Below are 21940 nucleotides of genomic sequence, written 5' to 3'. Positions count from 1 at the left end.
CACTCACATGTTGTATTGCATCATCACCGGGAAACGAGAGGGTAGATGAAAATGGAGGGTTCAGCATGAAAAAAACAATGTCTGTTCTAACCGCGGCAGCAGCACTGACAGGCTCTCTTTCCTGCTTTGGGGCGGCGTCCTTTTCAACACCGGCAAACGCCGTAACTCAAACAACCTCGCTCTCTGAAAACACAAACCAATCAGCCACCGCGTGTTCCGGTAAAATCATTGACACCCATTTGATACTTCCTCTGATTTTTTTACAAATGTGCTACCGGCATCCAGCACTTTTTCATTACAATTGCCAGCTCGCAAGATCTTCCTGTTTTTGATGAGCTTTTCTTGCCCCGGTTTCATATCGATTATCCGGGAGGGGGCGGCTCTTTTATCATAATGCCTGGTGAGCCCTTCTAAACCCCTTTTGGGACGGCTTATTTTAAAAGGAAGATTACGATGAGAAACCTGGAGATTATCAAAAAGGCAGAAATGACGTTTGCTCTTGCTTAAAAGCGCTGGTCTTATGATTCCGGCTCAAGTATCAAAGTAATCAAGCTCAGAAATCCTGAGAAGAGGTTTCTGGACTGTGTATCATAAGAGCTGGTCTGAAGGAAATTGAAACCTAACATTATTTAATTCGTATCTATAGTAATTTGAACATTATAGGGAGTGTTAAATTGAAGATTGCACTATGGATTATCGCCGGTATAATAATTTCTCTTGGTTTAGTAATAGCAATCGGTATTCTCATGTTTCGGAGGGAAATAAAAAAGTTAAATCCTGAGTATATTGTACAGTTTGTTAAAGCAAAATCAGGTAGCGGAAATGTCTCATTATCCATAAAGCACAATGATGAGAATTGGATTGATGTTAACGTAAACGAGCAACTCCCTCTGGCAAGTACTGTAAAAATCATCTTAGCCATTGAATATGCTCAACAAGCAGCAGCAGGAAAAGTCGATCCGCAAAAAGAAGTAAGGTTAAAGGAATTAGAGAATTTCTATATTCCGAAAACAGACGGCGGTGCACATAGGGCTTGGATTACTCAATTGAAAAAAGGCACAGAGATAGATCGTGTTCCATTATGTGAGGTAGTCAACGGGATGATTGCTTACAGTTCTAATGCAAATACTGAATACTTAATTGAGGTGTTGGGGCTTCAAAACATCAATCAAGTCCCAAAGAGCTTAGATATGTTGAAGCATGAGCCTATGTATCCCATTGTAAGTGCACTCTATATACCTGCCCAACTGATGAATGAAAAGAACTTATCGAAAAAAGAAGTCCTAGAAGTAATGAAAAACATGGACATGCATGAATACCGTAATAAAGCGGTTGAAATTCATAATAGATGGCTGAGCCAGCCACTAACTGATCAAGAAAAAAAACAATTAAGAAAAGCTTTGGACAAGGATTTTCAAAAAATTTGGTCCGACCGTTTGCCTCGATCAACGACTAGAGACTATGTATCCATTATGAAAAAGCTAAACAGCAAAGTATATTTTAGTGCAGATGTATATCAATATCTCGATCCTGTTATGGAACAAATAATGAGAAATCAAAACAATCGTGAATGGCTTGTTCATGCGGGACAAAAGGGAGGATCTACTGCGTTTATTCTTACAATTGCAATATATGCGACAGATAAAGATCGAAACCATACAGAAATTGCATTTTTTGCAGATGATTTAACTGCATTCGAGAAAGCAAAACTTTCTCGAAATTTGAATGGGTTCCTGTTGAAATTTCTAAAAGACTCTAATTTCCGCGCCCATATCAAAAAAGAATTATCTAATTTAGATTTGCCTGGTTCACTTTCATGACTATCCCCCATTGGAATACCGCGCTCGCGCTGCCGTATTTGGCCAAAATATAATTTCAATTCTTGGTTTCTCGAAATCAATAATCATATCTCCTGTGACTCGTCTGGCGTCGATTCTGTTTCTTTTTCAATAAGTCTCGATCGGGTTTAATTTGTTATTAAGCAATTTCTCAATCTTCTCAATTCGTATTCCTCTCACTGGCTTCTGCCAGACGAGAGCTGCATGAGCCGTTGTATTTTGATTTAAATTAGACACAGAAATCTTACGACCGTCTTTTTCTACTGGTGTTTTGTGCTTTGCTTAAAAAAAGAAGTTTTTCAGTAAATTAAAAAGCCTTTTTTCTTCATTGGCAGAAGGAAAAAGGCTTCTCTTTTTTTCGTTGTTTCAGCGGTCGCGGCCATTGAATACCCGGTAATGTCACCTTTTTTGACAGCTCATTCAAGGCTTATGCGACGAGAACTCATGCTTCTTTTTTGACTTTGAAATCGGCCGGCGCGACCTAGGATTCCACTGCTTCACCGACGATGTTGCTTGTCGATCTGCCGTTTTCATGCAGAATATCTATTACATGTGAAGGGTCACTACACTTCAGTGCAGTTGATGATACCAACTCGCCAACAGGTTTTCATAAATGTATATGGCGGGGAAGAAACATCTCTTCTGAATTAATTAAGGGATTTTAGGCAGATCACTGTCTTCCTCGACTTCCATTTATTCAGTTTTCAATTTTCTTCTTTCTGTCAATTGCAATTTTATACAATAATGTACAAGTGCTTGTTCATCATGTTCACTCATCTTGATAAATTCAACTGTCATGATCTGTTTGTTTGTTCTGCGATCTATGAAAGTGCGTTTGACTTGAGCATGAACGTCAATCACAGTTTCATCATGCCCCTCACTTGGTAGATGGATACTTAGATTCAAGTCCTCTTCTGGTTCGTGTTTTTGCGTCTCTTCAATGATTAACGCAGCGCCTCCAGCACTGATATTTGCTGTATATGTTTTAAACATTGAGCCAGATGCATATGGGCGAACAGTGACAGGAATCGTTGTATTTACTCTAAAAAATTGCCGTCTTTGAATTTTTGTCATTTGATCTTCTTCAGGTAAATACATATTTAATACAGGTATATCCTGATAGATCTCTCGGCCTTGTATTACACTATTAAATTTATATGGGACTTGTTGCTCATTTATAAAATGAACTGTTGCTACTGTATTTGTTGGAATAATAACAGTTCTCCCCGTTTCTTCATCCACAGGATAATGCACTCTTAAAACATTTTCTTCAATGGATAATACTTTGCTTTTCGCAAGGACATATTCCTGAATTTCGTTTTCAAATTCTATTGTTATAATATTTCCTAAAGATAACAATGGACATCACTCTTTCAATTCTACTTAATCATTATATCGGTACTATGACACATAATTTTAAAAAAGAAAAGAAGAAGGCATTGAAAGACTTATAATATCAACGGGATCTTACCGCCCTGTGATGACGATCACGTGCAATACTGCATAGAATCCATTCGCTTCTCCTGTGACCATGATGACCTTCATCATCATTCGATACATCATTTGATCAGGGATAGGTGTGTCTCCCATTCCGGCGTTAAAAAAGCGACCGCAGGCCCTCCTTCTTGGACTCAATATTCACGTTCTTTTTTCTTGTCTCTATCGTATGACAAAATGGAATAGAAAAAGTCCCCCATTTTATCCCCTTTTTTGTCGGATTTTTCTCGGATTTGAATATAAAAAAAGCACTCAATCAGAGATTAAGTGCTTGAATATATTAAATTATTCTTCATCGTCCCACTCTTCGTCTTCTTCCCAGTTTTCTTTAGACTCCTTCAGGTCTTCCATGAAAAACTCTAGAAAATTATTTGCAACAACATCTCCGTAACCTGCGTCATTAGCCCATACAATTACAGGACACTCTCCGTCTTCCATTTTATTTGTATCGAGGCAATAGGAGAACTCATCAACATACTCTATTACAACTATCCCATCGGGTAAATCATAATATTTCCTATAGTCCTCAGTTTGCTCTACAACATAGGCCCCCTCAAGGTCATATCCGATTATTTCCACACCGAAAATTCCACCTGAGCCATAGTTTTTTAAAAACCATTTATAACTTTCGGGAAGAACAACATTGAGGTGATGCTCGATATCAGCTATCTTATCTTCACTCACGCCACCTGTAAAATCATCCTCTTCTGCATATTTTTCAATGAAATTTTGAACTTTTGAGTAATCCATTTTATACACCTACCAAATTTAATTTTCAAACTGTTCTGCTCTCCATTTCCAATACCTTTTTCTAAAGTTGTTATATTGTAGCCGGAGTTCTTTATCGTTCCTAAAACTCTCGCCACCTTTTTTCAAACCGTGTAGAACTTTAAAATTGTTCTGATGTACTGAGGAAGGGATTTCAACCATTGGACCTGGCTCTTCTTGAATTAAATGATGAAGGTTGACTAGTGTTCCATCTTTAGCATAAGGGGCATTTCCTTTTTTCATTCGCTGAAGGTTGGTTTTCCCTTTTCGGTCCTTTTGGTTTATGTCAATATCCTTAAGTGTATAAACTCTTCGGTTAATATTCTTGTTTTTTCCGGCTGCATTTACTTCCCCTTCTATTTCTACTGCGCCAAATCTTTCTTTATTTAACCAAGGTACATTTATATTTTTTCCTGTAAACGGTTTTCTGCTTATATCAGAGACTTTCTTCGCAAACTGAATAAGACTGTCTTTTATATGCTCCCCATTAAGTGCATGATAAGGAACTTTACCCCCGCCTGCAAGCTGAATTTGCGGCGCAAAAGGGTTGTGTATTTGAATCCCTTTTATGTTTGAAGCAACCCTTTGCATCGATTTCTTGAAAGACGCTATGCTTTTTTCCAAAGCTTGTTTCGATACTTTTTTAGAAGCTTTAGTTGCTTTGGCAGCGACCTGCCCTACCTTCCCCGCTTTGGCAGCTTTTGCTGCTTTGTCAACGCCTTTAGAGCCAACAATCGATGTACCGACCATTCCAATGGCATAGCTAAACCATCTGGCTTGGGTGTAAGAATCACCATTGACGACATCTCGTTGATACGAGTCTTCAATTCCTTTTTTCATAATATTGAATGTGACATCAGGATGATGAAGCGTAAAGTTAATGCCCTCAATCGTTTCGTCTGCGTGAACGACCATGTCCCATAGGCCTACAGCAGTGTCGACAACTGCATTTTTGAGTCCTTCAGCGCTTCCTTTAATTGCGTTGCCAAAATTTCGAGCGCCTTCAATTTGATTGAAATACCGCTGTTGCCGAGGGGAAAGGTTTTCGTAGCCAATTTCCGTGGCCATCTCATAAAACTCTGAAGCTGTTGAAAAATTGTAATCATCAAGCTTCTTCTTTAGTTTAGCGATTTTATTATCCTGTTTGCTAACCTCGCTAACTTCTTTTTCAAGCTTTGATCTCTTATCCAGCTTATCCAACATGACGCCCATCGCTGTGTCTTGGCCCCCGCGCAAAGCATCCATCTCATCCGGTTTTAAAATCGAACCTTTTTGATAGCCGGTAATTTCAATTTTAGGCCCTGTGTACATTTTTTCAAGCCGGCTTATGTATCTTTGCATCGTTTCCAGGTCGTTTTCAGCGGTTTTAAGAGCGCTTGTCTGTTCGCGGTCAAAAGCATGCAGCTTTTCAATTGTCTGATTGATTTCCTTTAAGGCTTTCCTGTTCTGTTCGTGAAAATCGCTGTCATTCAAATCAGGCAAATCGACAATATGACTGACCTTCGCGATCGTGGCGTTTGTTTTAGATACCAAACGCTTCGTTGTGCGGTCGGCTGCATTCACCCCTTGTTCCAGCTCGTGTTCGAGAAAGGTTTGCGATATAAATCCGTTGTGATTCGGTTCCAAGGAATTCAGTGCTTGTTTGATTTTTTTCAATGCTGACTGATATTCCTCAATAAAAGTTTCGTAAAACTGAAGGAACGGGGTGTGGCACTCTTTATAAAAGTTGCGGATCGCATCGCCGCCTTTTCCTTTTAAAGCATCATTAAGCGATGTGATGGCTTCAACGCTTTTTTTGACTGTGACGATTTCGTCTGATTGGTGTTTTAATTGTTCCAGCGTTTGATCAATGGCTTTGTGCAACGCCTGAACATCCAGAGTCTTCATGGCATTCTCCTCTATTTTGTTTTCATCGATGAAGCCAGCTGTTTGTCGGTGTCCATCATTGCGTCAACTGCCGATTCCGTTTGGGCGACTTGTTTTGAGAAGGCAGAGGCATAGGAAGAAGCGATCATATTGATCGTCTGATTCAATTCCTCTATCTTCTTCGTCGTATCAAGGTGATTCCGGCCCTTGATATCTGTCGGAACCGACGCATTCATTGAATGGCTGGAGTGCTTCAATTTAGAAAGCGCTTGTTTGGCTTCTCCGGTATTTACTTTTATTTCTTGACCCATTTTTCATTTACTCCTTATTTCGCGCTTCTCGCTTCGCGTTCTCTATCTTTTTCTCTAAAGAACGGACTTCTTGGCTGAGCGAATGAATATCTTCTTGTAAAGATTTGATTCGTTCATCGATTTTACTTAAAACATCAGAAAGCTGTTTTCCGCTGATGTCATTGTAGGCAGTCTTCATTAGGTCTCGAATACGGTCAAAGGAGTCAGCAAGGCTGCCTTGCCACGTATGAGACGACAACTGTGGTTCTGTGATCGTCTTTTTGGAGTCAGAGAACTCTGTTTTGTCTTTTTCTAGCTCTTTGCGGCAGGCTTTCAGCTCTGCCAAAAATTCTTTCTTCATCGATAAATCAACTTTCATGATATCTAAAGCCAGCGTTTCTCCCAGGATTGAACCAATCATTTGCAACACCTCGCTTCCCGAAAAATGCATGACAAAAGTAATGACCAACTAAGAGTTTACCACTATACGGAAAGAAATTGGTGAATAAATCCTTTCAATCCAACAAAATGAATCTTAAAGATCAGGTCAATAAACCTATTCTTTAATTGAAAGTTTGAAGCGCATGAAAAAAAGCCGCTAATTAAACGGCTGCAAAAAGATAATTCAAAACTTATTTTTAAGCTAAACAACAAAATCATGACTGGGTGCGCTTGTGATGTTTCTTGAAGCTGTGTTCATCTCATCGTTGTTCGAAAAATGACTGAGAAAGCCGAGTCCTATTATCATAATCCCTAAACCGATCTTCATTTTAAACTTCATACAAATAGCCCTTAATTTGCTTTTGAGCATAGATCAATGATGAGACTATCCTTTGTTTTCGAGATCAGTTAGAATGGCAAGACCATTTCTTCTTCTTTACAAGTGTTTATCAATGGTTGTTGAGTTTACTAAAAAACGAATTTCATGAATTATGACATACTTCTGTAACTTTAGTGATAAATGAATGAGTAAATCCAAAATTCATCACTAACGTTTAGGGCAAGCTGACATTTTTACAACTAGGAATATTTATGGGCATGTTTTATGAGAAGCATATATAATATAAACTGCTACACATTTAATAACTTAGGAAAAAGGCGATAAACACAGTCCTGATACCAGGGTTGCGGATTTTTTAATCCACCCCTGCGTTTAAAAACATTATTTCATGATCAAATTTTCAGTCGTTTTATGTACCAAATAAATCTTTTAGGAATGACATTTATTTTTTGTTTTCATTTCTTTTCAAATAATTTGTGGCCTTTAGCGGTCTCATGTAAAATATGTTGTTTCTATGAGTGAACATCTTATTTTTTGGTCCTCTTTTACCGTAGCATTTTCCTGAATTTATTGTGAAAGCATGTTTGAGCAACATTTTCCATCTGTAAACCCCCCCTCCAAAATGCAACAACTTTTTTATTTCTTCTGCCTGACGTCAGGCTAACCTAAGGGTTTCTTTTCAGATATAAAAAGTTAATAAGATTTTCTTGACGGTAAGACTCGGAATATAATTTATAACCTTCTTAATTCAAAAATAAAGTTCAGCAAAATCTTTAACTGTAAAAATGCATCCTCATTTGATTTATACAAAAGTCGCCGTCTTTTTCTGCACCAGCTATTTTGAAAGCAATCTTAAAAAATTTTGCTTTTGAATGACGATTCACTTTATAACTATAGAATTTCTGACGATCTAAGATTCTAAATGTGGTCTTTTCTGAAAAAATTCGTTTTTCATTATCATACTGGATAAAATAAATGTCGAGAGAAAAGTCATTCGGACAATATTTTTCTAGTTCGAAATAAAACTCCATCTGGGATCCCTTGGTTGATGATACATTTTCAAATTTTTTCGAAGGAGGAACAGCAAAAGGCTTGTCGAATAATTCAAAATAAAGCCGATCCTCTTCTTGCCCATCTACCCATTGTATATAATTTGTAACTTTATCAATCTGGAATATGCTAACCTTTTTATGCAATGATGTTAAAACGTCTGCTGGTATGTGTTTGATGTCGTTTAAAACACCTTTTTTAACAACTTTAGAACTTTCCGGAATGTTAATTCTCATTCTAGAATTTTCTTTTTCTCCTGTAAACCAATGATCAGACAACAATACACTTGCAGTATAAAGACTCCACAAAAGTATGTCATACTTACCAAGAAAATTACCTTCTTTGTTAAAAAGTTTCTTCAACTCGTTTTTATTTACTATATCAAATAAAGGAGAGCTTTCATTGGAAAATATAATTTCTTGAAATTGTTTTTTATGATTACTTAAAACATTTGTTCTCCAATTGAATCCGCTTCTTTTAGTTGTTGCATATATAGGCTTTCGGCTGATCCATTTTGTAAGATCCCGTTTACTATAGGGATGATGCTTTTCAAAATACCACCGATCCTCCGCAAACGGAATATTCACTAACTCAGGTGCAATTCTCATTAAAATATTATATATTAAATACTCGTCTCTACAATATTGTGTTTTTAGCATCTGCGCTTTTTTGACTAATCTTGCTTCAAACAATGGAGGGTAGTTTTTCATTCCCATTGCATATGCTGATCTTGATGTTGCAGACCACCTTCCACACCTATAGCTTAAGTAAAAACTGTTTAATATATCGTGGTAATTTAAATGGGTTTGATGTTTATCAATAAAATTAAATAAAAATTCCTTATATCGTAAGGATGCTTCTTCTGTTATTATATTTTCGTATTTGAAAAAGTTTGACAAAAGGTAGTTTTGAAGAGATTCTTTAGATGTGATGTTTGCATTTTTCGCATAGCCACCTCTTAAGAGTTCCCCCCCTTGTCCTCCTAAAATAATTTTGTCTGTATCAAAACCGTCTTTAAGCCCATTAATATTTTCATATGAAAATATCATACCTTCGGTATTTTTTATCACATTTACGGCCCTTGTATATAAATCCACATTCATAATATTTTGCTTGTACGAAGGGAGTTTCGTATGGTGGGGAATTCCTAAACTATCAGATATTTGTTTAGCGATAACAACATCCGGAGTATCTTCAAATCCATTAGTAGTCGCTTCTAAATCAAGTCCTAATCTATTCATTGCTGCTACTACTAAACGACTATCTTTCCCTCCCGTTAAACCAATTTTATAAGTTGTATTTTGTTTTTTTAAAAAAGTAAAGCTTTCAAGAAAAAGTTCTGTAATCTCGTCGTAATACTCTTTACTCGGCTCTACCGAATACATTTGATCATCAAAGTCATCTATTTGCTTTATAGTTATTTTGTGTTCCTTTACCTCTATACGACTGTTTCGTTCCAACACATTTACGCCTTTAAATGGTGTTGCTTCATCACAATAAAACCCATTATTTATAAAAGAAGTAAAAGAACTGATGTCATACTGAGGTTTGTTTATTTCATATGCAATTAAATGCACTATGAGTGCTTTAGTTCCAACCACAATTCTTTCAGGAGTATCACACCAATAAATTGGCTCAGCTCTTGTTACGTTATTCCAAGCTATAAATCGCTTATCCTGCTCCCGAAATGCCGAAAATGCAAAAATGCCTCCTGTATTTGATAGGTATTCATCTTTATTATTGCTAGACAAAAATCCTTTAAAAACTTCAGATTCATCCCCTAAAAAGTCTCCTGATATTCCGAAGTGATATGGAGGAAAATTGTATTTTATAGGTACAGATTCGTTAGAGAAATTATAAAAAGCAATATTGTCATTGATAAATTCATTTACATTAACATGATTTCTTCCAAAAAAACGTGAAAAAATCTCTTTAATTTTCTTTATATTGGAATCTGCTTTTACATGTTTGGTTCGTTTTTCATTTAGATATAAAAAACCCTTCATATGCAACACCTACTATCTTATCTAATATGATTTATTTTATCACATTATGGTGAAAAAGGGACATTTTATTCAAGAAAAATTCATAAAATTATGCATAAGAAGTCAGTGATGATCAAAAAGGCTCATTAGATTCCACTGCAATCTTAATTATTAAGTAATTCTAAATACTCCTTTTATTTTGATACCTAGATACTTTTCCCCTTGTATTAGATGTTCACTAAATTATTGATTTTCTCAAGCTTTAATCCCTTATCAACCTCATATGACATGAATTTCCGTCTATCATTCATGGATAATATAGACAACTTGATACTAACGTGTAGCCCTTTCTTCACTAATGGAAAAAAACCGTGCAAAAAAACGAATTGAATAACTTCTTACTAGACAGAATAAGACGAGTTAATATTTCAATTTATTTCGTAAAGGAGTGAACGAAATAAAATTAATTCAACATTTAGGTAGTGAATAAAAAAGCAAAGATCATGAACCTAAGCACATCGAAGAGATGACCCTAAATACCGCGGTTACAAGTTTTTCACTTTAAAATTCGGATATGGAGTGGTTAATGTGACGCAAAAAAATGGAGCAGACAGACCGGATGATTACAAAAGATTTTCTTCACTAGACAAGAAATATGATTCTCAGCAATCTTTAGACAGCAATGCTAAGACAGAAAACGTAAACACTGAAACTGATAACAAAGAAAACATAAATGACACCACGGATGTGGCCGGAAAATATTTCGATCCCTCGGATTATGAAGGGACTACTCAATTGGAAAAAGGATTAGCTGAAACTCATGAACAGGTCAGTGATGACTATTTTGAAGGAACGATCGATCAAAATTTGGACTAGCCATTCAAACGGAACTAACTCTTTAAAGTTAGTTCCGTTTGAAATGAATAAAAAATGACTGTCCTCTAATCAATGATTCGTTCAACGCCAAAATCTATAGCCGGATTATAAAAATGCGTCTGTTTGATCAGATGACGAATGTCTTTTTACAGCCCATTTCTATATATCATTCGTCTGCAAAAAAAGTTTATTCATCCCCCCTAGCGTTCTCACCCATTCCCTCTATCCCCTCACTGTCATTAGTGCACCTTTATAAAGTCATGTTAAAGCTAATGTCTACTTTGTGATCCAAATTCTTCAATCGTGATGTTCACATCATATTGAATGGGAATCTCCGTGAATACTTCATCCCAATTTTTCTTCAGCTTTCTCCAAAGAGAGGGATATTGAATCCTCACTTCATCACCGAAGCCTGCAAGGTCAGCTTTATATTCCCTCTGCATTTTTTCTGTGATCTGCTCAACCAGCTGTTTCACTGTTTGTGACGCACTTGCTTCCTTTCTTTTTAAATAATTTTTGTCAATTTCTGCGTCGGCTGTATTCCAGTTTTCAGCCAGGTGTGCCTCTGAATTAATATTGACTTTAAATGAAAGGCGGTTTCCTTTGACGACTGGCTTGATCTCACTCTTAAGATGATCTACTGCCATGGCCGTCAATTTTTTTGTTTTTTGATCATAGTTTTTGACAGTACCACCTACCCCTTGTCCTTTGATCCACATGATCCCGTCTAAATCTTTTTCATCTAAAAAACCAAGGAGCTTATTTGTTTTTCCGTTAATGGCTACAGCTCCTGCATATTTGATTTCCCCGTTGACACCGATGATGTTTTGAAGCAAATAGCTGGTTCCGGCATTCATCATGCCCGGCAGTTTGGCAAGAGTGATCGGAGGCAGAATTTTTTTCGCCCTAAAGTCATTGTGAATAATTCTGCTAAGGTGAAACGCGGGTATTTTACCGGTGCCGTCTTTCAGTTCAAGTGCATCGCTTGCTCTTCCTCTTGTTACAAGGACAAGCGTGCTCAGTCTGATTTCATTGTCCCTAAGAGCCTGATCAAGCAATTCCTTCAGTGAATATGGACGAAGCAAATCCGCAGCAATGACGATCACCTTTAAGTGGGAGCTGAAGACCGGCCTGTCCTGCCTGAGTGCTACTTCAGTGCCTATTTGCTGAAAGGAATCGCCTGTTTCATATATGTTAATGTACGGTTTTTGACTGCTGCCGCTTCCCCCCGCAATCTGGGTCCCTGCTGTGTACGGATTGACATATTGGTATGTCAAGGTTATTTGGTCTTTTTTGGGGTAATCTCCACCCATTTTATCAAATTTTTTTTCAAGTGCCGTCTCTCGGCCTTCATCAAATCCCATAGCAAAAGTCAAACCGAGATCTTCAATTTCATGGCTGCTCCAGCATCCAGTTAAAAAAAGAATCATTATTGGGAATAAAAAGCAGATCTTATAAGTGCTCTGTTTCATGTTTCCGCTCCTCACATGAAAAAATCAAGGAAATTTGCCTGGCTTCAACAAGGTCTGATCCTATTTTTTCCTTGGATCAATTTATATATATACGGTAATTAAAACCATATATTTAAGAGGCCGTGATTCCGGCTCCATCTACTTCTTCTCGGCAGACGTTTACACAAAATGGTAACAAAGTGGCTAGCAACGATTACATTATGAAGACTGTTTAGCAGTTTTGTTTGCGATTTATTTATAAAGAGTTATGTTTATTGCTTTGAGAGCTTCTGTCTGGTGAATCATCGAAACGAGCAAAAGCTGAACGATACGAAACCGAACAAACGTGCAGAGTGATTTAGTTTTCGGTTTGTGCTTTTCCTTCACACAATTTTCCGTTTTTTTAATCCATCTATGCTACAATAAAATGGAAAAAGGAGGGGGTATTGAATGAAACGCTTTTTGCTGATCACGGTGTTGGTTTGTGGATTTTTCAGTTTTGGAAGCAGCGCTGAAGCTTATTCGTTCCCGCACAAGCTGAATCTTACGTTTACGGGAACTCATGTGGAGGACATTCCCTATAGCGACTCTAACGTTTCTCACTGGCATATTGGCTACAAGTTTACGATTTTTAATGCAGAAAACTGCAAAACAACGATTAAAATTCAGATGATGCACCTTTCCGGCAGATTTATGAGCTTAAGCATTAAAGATTTTGAAGGGGACTGGCCTGACCGAACTGCTCAGGATGTCATCACGTTAATGCCTCGGACCTACAGGCTTTACTTTGAGAATACCGAAGGTGAATGTAAGGATATCCGCATTAAAGGAACATACGGAGCTATTCCGCAAACTTATGATTATTTCTCGGCCTTCAGCCAAAGATAGCCGTTATAAAAGACTACAAGACGGCAATACAAGCTAAAAGGCCTGATCAGTACAATTTTGCATTATTGTTACTGACAACAAACGGATGAGGGGGAATCATTTGAAAAACTTTTGGAAATATGAAGACGAAGATCCGTACACTTTAAAAAGCGTCTCAAAGAGAGGCATTCTGAAAGCTGAAAAAAAGTTAGGTGTGAAACTTCCCGAGGAATACAAAGCGCTTATACTTGAACAAAACGGCGGCTATATCAATTTTAATGCTTTCCCTTCTGAACGGCCCACCTCCTGGGCTAAAGATCATGTCCAGTTTGACTACTTATTAGGCTTAGGGAAAAAGGAAGGAATTCTCGAGAGTAAAGCCTTTATTAAAGAATGGGGACTGCCCGACAACCTAATCCTTATTCATGGTGACGGCCATACGTGGATAGCGCTTGACTACAGGGAGACGAAAGAAAATCCGCCCGTTCACTATTTTGACTCAGAATTTGAAGAAAATTTTAAATTAGCCGATTCATTTGGAGAATTTCTCTCTAAACTTTATACAGATGACTCCATTGATGATGACGGCTGCGAACATATCGAAGGCATACATCCTGAGAATGCAGATATTCCCTATGTCTATCCGGAAGATGCCATCACAAAAGAAGAAGCTGAACAAATTCTGACTGAAAATTCGGCAGCCGATCTGCATCAGATTCTTTACTACCCTATTGAAGGTTTGAATGATTTAAATTGGCTCCTGACAAAAATAAAAGAAAGCTCTTTGACAGCAAATATTGACAATGGTGTCGAACTTGCCATTGTTTTGGAATCCATTATTTCCTACCATAAAGATTTAACGCTTGATAATGAACAAACAAGAAGGCTGGTCTTAGACATTGCAGCTATTCTAAAGAATTTGAATGACTCTGATATCGACATACTTTTATTACAGATAAAAGATTCCCTTTAAAAAAACAACTTTTATGTTGTTTTTTTATTTATGTTCCGCCCCATTCTATAAACTCTCCTGTTCCGAGACCTCAATGTAGGCAACTGTTGTTACTCAACCCTTTTATGAAACATAGAATACTAAATAGAAATAATCCATAAAAGGAGTTTAGATTATGAATTTGAATGATATAAAAGGAGACTATAATGCCATTTTCGGATTAGGCCACCTTTGTTTAACTGCTCTTCAGCTTAGAAAAAACAACTTAAGGCCGTACGCAGGCCCTTTAGACTGGGTCGGTACCTCTTCCCTGACCGAACTGAACCGCCTTTTAAAGAATCGTTTTTCAAATTTTATGGCACCTCTAAATCTAAGGGTAACAGGCTACTCAACAGGTGTTTATACCACTGACCGTTATATCTCTTTAACAGATGATTATTATCATGTCGATTCAGCACATGATTTTAAAGCAGATAAAAACACACTCGAACATCTTGCCACATACGATGAAGTGATGGAAAAATTCAATAGAAGAATCAACAGATTTTATGAGAAGATGTCAACCGCTAATCGGGTCCTTTTTGTCAGAACGAACGGAACCTACAAGGAAGCTGAAGAACTGGAGTCCGTATTATCGGATTTAGTACAAAAAGACTTCAGGGTTCTCCTTATCAATCACGCAAAAGTTAAAGGAATCGTCGAGCAGAATTGGCCATTAAAAAGAATATGCGCGGTTACACTTCCAGATCGTGAAATCTGGCAGTCTAATGATCATTTGTGGAGAGAAATGCTTAATGGCGTGAGTTATGTCCCTTTTTAATCAAAACTTATGAGCGACAGGAAAAGGTTATAACATCATCACAACCTTTTCCATACATACTCTTCTCTGAAAACTAAACTAAAAAGCTGGTCTTCAAACAGAAACAATTCCTAAGGAGCGGCTTTCTGAAGTCCAGCAAGGGCAAGTTTATCACTGAAAATTTCAAAGGAAAGATTAAAAGGCGCCCTCAGGGGATCGGGATAAAATATGATCTCTTGCTTCCAGTGCTTTTTGTCTCACCTTTTCAAGATCTGCATCAACCAATCGGCCGTTTCGTTTCAGCGCTTTTCCTGCGACATATACGGAATCTACGTTTCCGGTGTGCGTGCTTTGGACGATTGCCCCCACCGCATCAGTGAAAGGGAGCAAATTGAAGCTGTCCGTTTTCACCATGATAAAGTCAGCTTCTTTGCCGGGCGAAAGCGAGCCGATTTTATGATCGAGCCTTAAGGCCCTCGCCCCGTCAATGGTGGCCGCTTTCAGGATTTGTTCGGCCGAAATGCTCAATTCAGGACCCGGCATGATCCCTTCTCTCAGCAGTTCTTCATTGTGCTTTGCGCGTTCTGCTTGAAGGGCAAATTTCATCTGTGCGAAAAGGTCTCCTCCCGTCGATGTCACAACATCAACCCCAAGTGCGGGACGAACCCCGTTTTTCAGGGCGAGCCCTGTAACAGGATAACCGTGCCCCATCATCATCTCTATTTCTGGTGTCACAGAAATAGAGCTTCCGTGAGCCGCAAGCATTTTCATTTCTTCTTCACTCATCGCATTGGCATGCACCATGTTTAAATCGGGACCGAGCAGCCCGGCTTGATTCAGCTTCTCAATCGAACGATCTTTCGCTCCCCAGTTGCCAAACGCAATATGCATGCTGCATAAGGCATCCAGTTCCCGTGCCGTTTCGATTTCAAAGACAGATGTCTTCCATGAAGAAAACTCCGGACCGCGAATTGCAAGTCCCATCGTCAGAAGCTGATCCTTCGATTGAAAATATGCTTTTTTTACCCGTTTCGCTTCGTCCATATTCGAAAGATCGCTGTCTCTGTCCCAATATTCGGCGTCACCAGATGTTCCGAAAGCGAATACTGCGCGAATGCCGGCGTCTTTTAGTCCCGCAATCAGCTGGTCCGTATGATCAGGCGATTCAATCATCGTCCAGTCCAGCAAAGTCGTGACGCCTGCATCGAGCGCCTCAAGCGCTCCTAAATAGTTCGCGACCCAATCATCCTCAGGTCTTCTCATCGATCCATAATTCCCATAATAAATCCGGTTTAAATAGGTTTGCAGGGACCAGTCGGCTCCGATTCCGCGAATCACAGATTCCCATACGTGGCGGTGCGTATCAACAAATCCAGGCATGATCAGCATATTGGAGGCATCAACAATCTCTGCGTCTCCCGATTCAATCGACTCGGCAACGTCCAGAATGACGGAGCCTTCAATCAGCATGTCCCCTTTTTCGATCGTTTGAAGCTGCGGATCAAGCGTCACAATCGTTGCGTTTTGAAAAAGTGTTTTTTGCATAATGGTTCTCCTTTCTTCCCAGCCAACTCAGAAAACATCATCCTATATGTACCAGTTTAATATAAAAAAGGTATAAATGATATTAATAAGCATTCCGCAACTTGGAACTCCGCCTGCATTCTTTCGTTTTGCTATATTCAATTCTCATGTGTTCGCTATAGCCTATGTTAAATATGTTGATATACACGGTTACTACCTCTCAAAATGGGAACAGACCATAAAAAGCCCCTTCCGGGTATTTTCTACGGTCTGGAAATAAGTGAAACGTTAACTGCGATCAGAATAAGGTACAATCAAGGTTTTATTAATAGCAATGGCCATAGTCCGACTTTTTTTCATAGCCTTTGCAAGGTTTTCCGCAATGATAGTGTTCATGCGAAACATCCTTATGATGTGAGTAAGTGTGCGGATAGTAATGAACATGTTCATATTTGTGGTGGTCTATTTTTTTTGTATGCTGTGGATGAATATGAGGAACGACAGATTTTGAGTAGTTATGATCCTCACAATATTTCGTAGGATAAACATGCGGCTCATGACGTTTGCAATACATTTGTACATTCTCCTTTCCCTTCATTTTATAGATTCACTAGTACATTATGCTGAAAAGCTAAAGCCCGACTGCATAAGTACCTATACTTTGTCCCTATTTTCGCCCGTTCATTTTCTGAAGACCATTTTTGGAAAATCTGCTTTATTACACTGAAGCATCGGCCGGTTGAATACCCTTATTTCCGGAGTAAAAAAAGACATTAAACGAACATACTTTAATGTTCGCTTAATGTCCTTCACCTCCAATGAACCTTGACGGGCTCTGTATGAATATGCAGCTCTGTTTTCGTATCAAAATGAACAACAAAACCCCTGATTAATCCATAGAACTTGTTTTTTTCGCTAATTTTCATAACGGTCGCTTCGTCTCTAAATCCTGGCGGATGGCATGGCTCACCTACAACATAATGCTTTGAATGAACGGTGATTGCTTGAATTGACTTCATTTAATCCCATTCCCCCTCAGAAACGTCATTCCCCCCTCTGCTTCTGCGCTAAACGGAAATTCACCCCGGTAAAAAACTTGCACTTCGGGTATTTTTCACGCTTCAGGCTGTAGAAGCAGTCCCGGTGATTATCATGATAACATGATTATCCAAAATATTCCTTTCTACTTTTTGAACATTATGTGGCGGCAGCTCCTCCATATAAAATCAACCGATAAATTGCGTTAAAATCCGATTGAACATTTCGCGTTCCTCCCAGAACGGGCCGTGTCCGCTGTATTGAAACGGAACAAGATATGAATTTCTTATTTTACGGCTGAGTTCCTTTGCTTGTGCAAACGGAATCACCTTGTCTTGAATACCGTGAATAATTAAGGTCGGAGCAGCGACTTTTCCAAGATCTTCATACAGTTTCTCATCTCTCAGCATTTCGATGACCGCTTTTGTCGACCAGCCTGCGGCCTGCAATCCCAATTGAAAAAACCAGTCCGAGAACGGTTGTGTAATATATTGAAAGAAAAATGTGTCGGTCACTTCACGCATCATCTTAGGACGATCGTTAGACGCTTGCTGAAGCAATTTGGCTGCCGTCTCTTCAGTAAATCCCACAGGTGCCGCCGCATCGATCAAAACCAGCTTTGAAACCCCAGAGCCCCTGTATCGGGACATATAGCGGAGTGCTATGGCGCCGCCGGTTGAATGACCGGCAAGCGTGAAGTTGTTTAATTGAAGCGCCTCAACAACAGCACGGATATCATCAGCCAAACGGTTGTAATTGTAGCCCGTCGCCGGCTTATCCGAACGCCCGAATCCCCGCCAGTCAATGCCGATACAGCGGTATCCCTTTCGCGAAAGATCGTCAAATTGATATTCAAACTGCAGATGGCTTAATGGCCAGCCGTGCAAAAATACAATTGCTTTGCCGCTTTGAGGATTGATGTCTTCAACGTACAGATTAACGCCTGTTTCTGCCTGAATAAAGTATCCCACGCCGTCGCCCCCGATCATGTCTTTACCATAAGATACTCCCAAGATATAAATAGGTGAATGTCTCCGATGGCTGAATGTGAAGAATGTGAAAAGGCTGACTGGTTAGACTATTTCAAGATACGGAGGTGGTTCAATGGTGGCACTGCTGAGAAGTCTGGCGATATTGCTTGTCCTTATGCTGCCTGCGGCAGCAATCCAAGCACAGCCGGCCGGACAAGTACCTTATCCATGCAGCGTTGTTCTTCATCCAGCCCAGGATATTCCCAATGCCCGCGGAACGGCTTTAATTGCGAAAGTGAAGAAACCGTATACCGAAGACCCCGCGAGTCCTGTCAGGGAACGGCAGAGCGTCGGCATCTACGCTGATTGGCTTCCGGCCCCTGCTTCATTTGGAGATTATGATCAATTTGAAGGAATTGCCCGGATACCGGGCCAGATCAGCTGGCGCTTTACCATGCATCAAGTCCAGGAAGACGCGCCGAGCTGGTTTGGCGGAAGTCCTTGGACGGGCAAGTTTGACGAAATATCGTCGGAGCTGACTGTGAATACCCGAGTCGAAGTGCGCCCTTTCAATTCAAAGACGAAAAAAGCCGGCCAAGCTGTTTTGCAGGGGACGTTGCAAGGATGCAGGGGCTAACTCAAAAAAAGGCCGTAAAAGCTCCATCAGGACGCTCCTTACGGCCTTTTTTCATGAGAAGAATTTTTTCTTCCGGAAAGGTTAGTATTTTTTGTAGCGTTCGCAAGGTTTACCGCAGTAAGAGTGGTCATGATAAACCGGCTTATAGCTTGAATAAGAGTGCGGATAATAGTGAACATGATCGTATTTGTGATGATCCACTTTTTTAATATGCTGCGGATGGATGTGAGGAACGATCGTTTTAGAGTATCTGTGATCCTCACAGTATCTAGTAGGATGCACAACTGGCGGCAGAACGCGCGGTTTGCAGTAAGACATAAGCACTTCTCCCTTCCTTGAGTTTCATTCTTCACTATCAAAGTATGTTGATTAGCACAAACTTGTACTAATACAAGAAACTAAAAATCCGTCCATTTTCCACGCCTTTTCGCTAAAAAAAGTTTCTCAGATGATATAATAGAAAATATTGATAAAAATGGAGTTGGACAGATGGACGTGATATCGATCGTTTCTTTTTTGGGTGCGGCCGTACTGCTTACACTTATGCCGGGCCCTGACAACCTGTTCGTTTTGGCACAGAGCATCTCAAAGGGAAAATCGGCAGGTGTAGCAACCGCTTGCGGACTATGCACAGGGTTAATCGGCCACATCATCGCGGCTGCAGCAGGCATTTCTGCTGCGATCTATCAATCAGCTGTCGCCTTCTCGATCGTGAAATATGCAGGTGCAGCCTATCTGCTGTTTTTAGCTTACCAGTCTTTTCGGCAAAAAAGCACTGGCTTCAACCTTGAAGCCAAAGACTCATTGAACCGCAGGGCTTTATATCAAAAAGGCGTTGTGATGAATCTGTTAAACCCGAAGGTCTCATTGTTCTTCATTGCCTTTCTTCCGCAATTTACTCACCCCGGCACCTTCAATGTGACAACGCAAATGCTCGTTTACGGCATGTTATTTTTAATTCAAGCGTTCGTTATTTTTGTGATGATCAGCCTGTTTGCGGAAAAAGTCGGAGACCGGCTGCGCAGAAGTCCGCAAGCCGCTAAAAAAGTTCATTTGCTTGAAGGGTCTTTATTCGCTTTAATCGGGCTTAAAATAGCGGTCAGCCAAAGGTAGCGCCGCTGAAAAAAAGGTGTGCAGCTTGCACACCTTTTTCCAATTTTGCCGCTTATAACATTTGACGCATTTACCATTTCCGCCGTCGGCGCCGCTTTCATGGACAAGGCGGCAATTTCATCCCTAAAACATCGAGGTTCATGTGAAAATGAACAGCCCTGCATTCCATTTTTCGTTTTCAAGCTTGATCTTTGAGTGGGAGCCGGTGTTGCGGAAGCGAAGTGATTTGTTTCTTTAGCTGGAGTAGATCACAAGGCTGTCAAATTCTACAGCGCTTTCTTGCTGTGTTTGATTTCTCCTTCGTTTCATTGCATAGTGGAGTGCCAGACAATGAGACAAAAATCTAAAGTGTTATTGTTCTCTATACTCCCCCCTTTCTTTGAAGCCAGTATACAAATTTCCCGCTGCTTCGTATTGATGCAAATCGGTTATTTTCCGCTCAATCCAAATGATCAGATTAAATGAAGCAGACTCATCGATCTTAGGGACGGCAGATCAGTCAATCGATCAGCATGGGTCTTTATTGATAGAATTTGCCGTTTACCTGAGGTAAAACGGGATCGTTTGAGTCGCATATCTGCTACAAAGTTTCGCTTAAAAAATGAGATTCATTTTCACTTTTCATCAGCAAAAAAGACTCGAACATCGAGTCTTTTCAATTTATTTACAAATGATATTTTAAATGTTATAATAAATTGTTTACAGAAATAAAAATCTATTTTTATTTATATAAATCAATATAGCTAAAAGGAGGTAAAAAAGATGGCCAAGACTTCAATGATTGTCAAACAAAAACGGGAACAAAAGTTCAAAGTCAGAGAGTACACCCGCTGTGAACGCTGCGGCAGACCGCATTCCGTGATTCGGAAGTTTAAATTGTGCCGCATCTGCTTCCGCGAGCTTGCTTACAAAGGGCATATCCCTGGCGTTAAAAAAGCAAGCTGGTAAGAACGATTTCGTCAGCCTTTCCAAAAGGCTGGCTTTTTTTATTTAGGCTCTGTTAAATTTTAATGTTGATACGTTTGTTCAACTAACATCCCCTAGCTCAATAAGAACTATTTAATCAGTTGCTCATTATACACACTAGTTGAGTGTAAATTCTCTTTTAATAAGTTATCAATGATTTGCTTTATTACATTTGGTTCTCGTAAGTCTTCGTTTTTAAATGTTACAAGGTCATTTACTTTTATCCACTTGCTGTCTACAATTTCATCTTCTTCGAGATTTAAAGAACCTCCAGTAACTTCACCAATAAAATGAAATAAAATAACTTGATTCTTTGTACTACTGATAAAATTATATACACCAGTAGCGGCAATCAGGTTTACGTCCAATCCTGTTTCCTCTTTAACTTCCCTTCGAGCTGAATAGAGAATGCCCTCTCCATATTCGATACGTCCACTCGGAAAGTTCCATTTATTAATAGCAGCAGGTTTATTCTCTTTTATCATCAAGACTTTATCATCGCTAAAGATTGATACACTGGCTACTAAAACAATTCCATTTTGCGACATCCATTTCTCCTCAATTCCCTTTGGAAATGATATTTATCTCTATTATATCCTGCCTTGTTCATTAAAAATTGCTAAACACTTTGCTCGCCTTGACAACTCAATCGAACACTTGTTTCTATTTTG

The 21940-nt window shown here is 39.2% G+C and carries 23 protein-coding genes; 9 read left to right on the top strand and 14 right to left on the bottom strand.

Going from position 1 to position 21940, the window contains the following annotated elements:
- The first annotated feature begins 65 nt into the window (after positions 1 to 65).
- Positions 66 to 332, top strand: a complete 267-nt coding sequence (locus tag H2R00_RS21475; protein ID WP_182071127.1) for a hypothetical protein — start codon at positions 66 to 68, stop codon at positions 330 to 332.
- Between the two features lie 342 nt (positions 333 to 674).
- Positions 675 to 1820: a serine hydrolase gene (locus tag H2R00_RS04400; RefSeq protein ID WP_182070538.1), complete on the top strand. Its 1146-nt coding sequence runs from the start codon at positions 675 to 677 to the stop codon at positions 1818 to 1820.
- Between the two features lie 711 nt (positions 1821 to 2531).
- Here the strand turns inward: H2R00_RS04400 and H2R00_RS04395 are convergent.
- The 7 genes from H2R00_RS04395 to H2R00_RS04365 form a co-directional block, all read right to left on the bottom strand.
- Complete coding sequence (locus tag H2R00_RS04395; protein ID WP_182070537.1) at positions 2532 to 3197, bottom strand: flagellar brake protein; 666 nt, start codon at positions 3195 to 3197, stop codon at positions 2532 to 2534.
- Positions 3198 to 3305: 108 nt separating this feature from the next.
- Complete coding sequence (locus H2R00_RS04390) at positions 3306 to 3473, bottom strand: hypothetical protein (protein ID WP_182070536.1); 168 nt, start codon at positions 3471 to 3473, stop codon at positions 3306 to 3308.
- A 147-nt stretch (positions 3474 to 3620) separates the two neighbouring features.
- Positions 3621 to 4085: an SMI1/KNR4 family protein gene (locus H2R00_RS04385; RefSeq protein ID WP_146874879.1), complete on the bottom strand. Its 465-nt coding sequence runs from the start codon at positions 4083 to 4085 to the stop codon at positions 3621 to 3623.
- Positions 4086 to 4103: 18 nt separating this feature from the next.
- Positions 4104 to 5990, bottom strand: a complete 1887-nt coding sequence (locus H2R00_RS04380; RefSeq protein ID WP_182070535.1) for a T7SS effector LXG polymorphic toxin — start codon at positions 5988 to 5990, stop codon at positions 4104 to 4106.
- Between the two features lie 11 nt (positions 5991 to 6001).
- Positions 6002 to 6280, bottom strand: coding sequence for a YwqI/YxiC family protein (locus H2R00_RS04375; protein WP_182070534.1), 279 nt, complete (start codon positions 6278 to 6280; stop codon positions 6002 to 6004).
- A 7-nt stretch (positions 6281 to 6287) separates the two neighbouring features.
- A complete protein-coding gene (locus tag H2R00_RS04370; RefSeq protein WP_176274627.1) occupies positions 6288 to 6680 on the bottom strand; it encodes a YwqH-like family protein in 393 nt (130 codons plus the stop codon).
- A 1133-nt stretch (positions 6681 to 7813) separates the two neighbouring features.
- Entirely contained in the window at positions 7814 to 10096 is a 2283-nt protein-coding gene (locus tag H2R00_RS04365; RefSeq protein ID WP_182070533.1) for an asparagine synthase-related protein, read from the bottom strand.
- Between the two features lie 567 nt (positions 10097 to 10663).
- Here H2R00_RS04365 and H2R00_RS04360 point away from each other — a divergent pair.
- A complete protein-coding gene (locus H2R00_RS04360) occupies positions 10664 to 10951 on the top strand; it encodes a YozQ family protein (protein WP_182070532.1) in 288 nt (95 codons plus the stop codon).
- Positions 10952 to 11220: 269 nt separating this feature from the next.
- On the opposite strand, the gene H2R00_RS04355 is transcribed toward H2R00_RS04360, so the two are convergent.
- A complete protein-coding gene (locus tag H2R00_RS04355) occupies positions 11221 to 12423 on the bottom strand; it encodes a Ger(x)C family spore germination protein (RefSeq protein WP_182070531.1) in 1203 nt (400 codons plus the stop codon).
- A gap of 429 nt (positions 12424 to 12852) precedes the next feature.
- On the opposite strand from H2R00_RS04355, the gene H2R00_RS04350 reads away from it, so the two are divergent.
- From H2R00_RS04350 to H2R00_RS04340, 3 genes are all read left to right on the top strand, one after another.
- Positions 12853 to 13290, top strand: a complete 438-nt coding sequence (locus H2R00_RS04350; protein WP_154999759.1) for a hypothetical protein — start codon at positions 12853 to 12855, stop codon at positions 13288 to 13290.
- 100 nt (positions 13291 to 13390) lie between these two features.
- Positions 13391 to 14242, top strand: a complete 852-nt coding sequence (locus H2R00_RS04345; RefSeq protein WP_154999758.1) for an SMI1/KNR4 family protein — start codon at positions 13391 to 13393, stop codon at positions 14240 to 14242.
- A gap of 154 nt (positions 14243 to 14396) precedes the next feature.
- Positions 14397 to 15041, top strand: coding sequence for a DUF1796 family putative cysteine peptidase (locus H2R00_RS04340; protein ID WP_182070530.1), 645 nt, complete (start codon positions 14397 to 14399; stop codon positions 15039 to 15041).
- A gap of 174 nt (positions 15042 to 15215) precedes the next feature.
- Here the strand turns inward: H2R00_RS04340 and H2R00_RS04335 are convergent, their stop codons facing one another.
- The 4 genes from H2R00_RS04335 to H2R00_RS04320 all read right to left on the bottom strand — a co-directional run bounded on the left by H2R00_RS04335 (position 15216) and on the right by H2R00_RS04320 (position 18571).
- Entirely contained in the window at positions 15216 to 16565 is a 1350-nt protein-coding gene (locus H2R00_RS04335) for an amidohydrolase family protein (RefSeq protein ID WP_182070529.1), read from the bottom strand.
- Positions 16566 to 16869: 304 nt separating this feature from the next.
- Complete coding sequence (locus H2R00_RS04330) at positions 16870 to 17118, bottom strand: CotD family spore coat protein (protein WP_154999755.1); 249 nt, start codon at positions 17116 to 17118, stop codon at positions 16870 to 16872.
- Between the two features lie 235 nt (positions 17119 to 17353).
- On the bottom strand, positions 17354 to 17563 hold the full coding sequence (locus H2R00_RS04325) for a hypothetical protein (RefSeq protein ID WP_154999754.1): 210 nt from the start codon (positions 17561 to 17563) through the stop codon (positions 17354 to 17356).
- Positions 17564 to 17770: 207 nt separating this feature from the next.
- On the bottom strand, positions 17771 to 18571 hold the full coding sequence (locus H2R00_RS04320) for an alpha/beta fold hydrolase (protein WP_154999817.1): 801 nt from the start codon (positions 18569 to 18571) through the stop codon (positions 17771 to 17773).
- Positions 18572 to 18686: 115 nt separating this feature from the next.
- Here H2R00_RS04320 and H2R00_RS04315 point away from each other — a divergent pair, with 115 nt between their 5' ends.
- Positions 18687 to 19190 (top strand): YoqH family protein, encoded by a 504-nt coding sequence (locus tag H2R00_RS04315; protein ID WP_182070528.1) that lies wholly within the window; start codon positions 18687 to 18689, stop codon positions 19188 to 19190.
- Positions 19191 to 19271: 81 nt separating this feature from the next.
- Here the strand turns inward: H2R00_RS04315 and H2R00_RS04310 are convergent, their stop codons facing one another.
- Positions 19272 to 19508 carry a CotD family spore coat protein gene (locus H2R00_RS04310; RefSeq protein ID WP_154999752.1) on the bottom strand — a complete coding sequence of 79 codons (237 nt, stop codon included), beginning with the start codon at positions 19506 to 19508 and terminating at the stop codon, positions 19272 to 19274.
- Between the two features lie 171 nt (positions 19509 to 19679).
- Between H2R00_RS04310 and H2R00_RS04305 the strand changes: the two genes are divergently transcribed.
- Together H2R00_RS04305 and H2R00_RS04300 are read left to right on the top strand one after the other, a co-directional pair.
- Complete coding sequence (locus H2R00_RS04305; protein WP_182070527.1) at positions 19680 to 20303, top strand: LysE family translocator; 624 nt, start codon at positions 19680 to 19682, stop codon at positions 20301 to 20303.
- A gap of 762 nt (positions 20304 to 21065) precedes the next feature.
- Positions 21066 to 21251, top strand: a complete 186-nt coding sequence (locus H2R00_RS04300; protein WP_003182651.1) for a type Z 30S ribosomal protein S14 — start codon at positions 21066 to 21068, stop codon at positions 21249 to 21251.
- Positions 21252 to 21358: 107 nt separating this feature from the next.
- On the opposite strand, the gene H2R00_RS04295 is transcribed toward H2R00_RS04300, so the two are convergent.
- On the bottom strand, positions 21359 to 21817 hold the full coding sequence (locus H2R00_RS04295; protein WP_182070526.1) for an NUDIX hydrolase: 459 nt from the start codon (positions 21815 to 21817) through the stop codon (positions 21359 to 21361).
- Positions 21818 to 21940 lie beyond the last annotated feature (123 nt).

Origin of the sequence: Bacillus haynesii, from assembly GCF_014042035.1 — a bacterium.
Taxonomy (GTDB): Bacteria; Bacillota; Bacilli; order Bacillales; family Bacillaceae; genus Bacillus; species Bacillus haynesii.
This window is presented reverse-complemented; position numbering and strand designations above follow the sequence as displayed.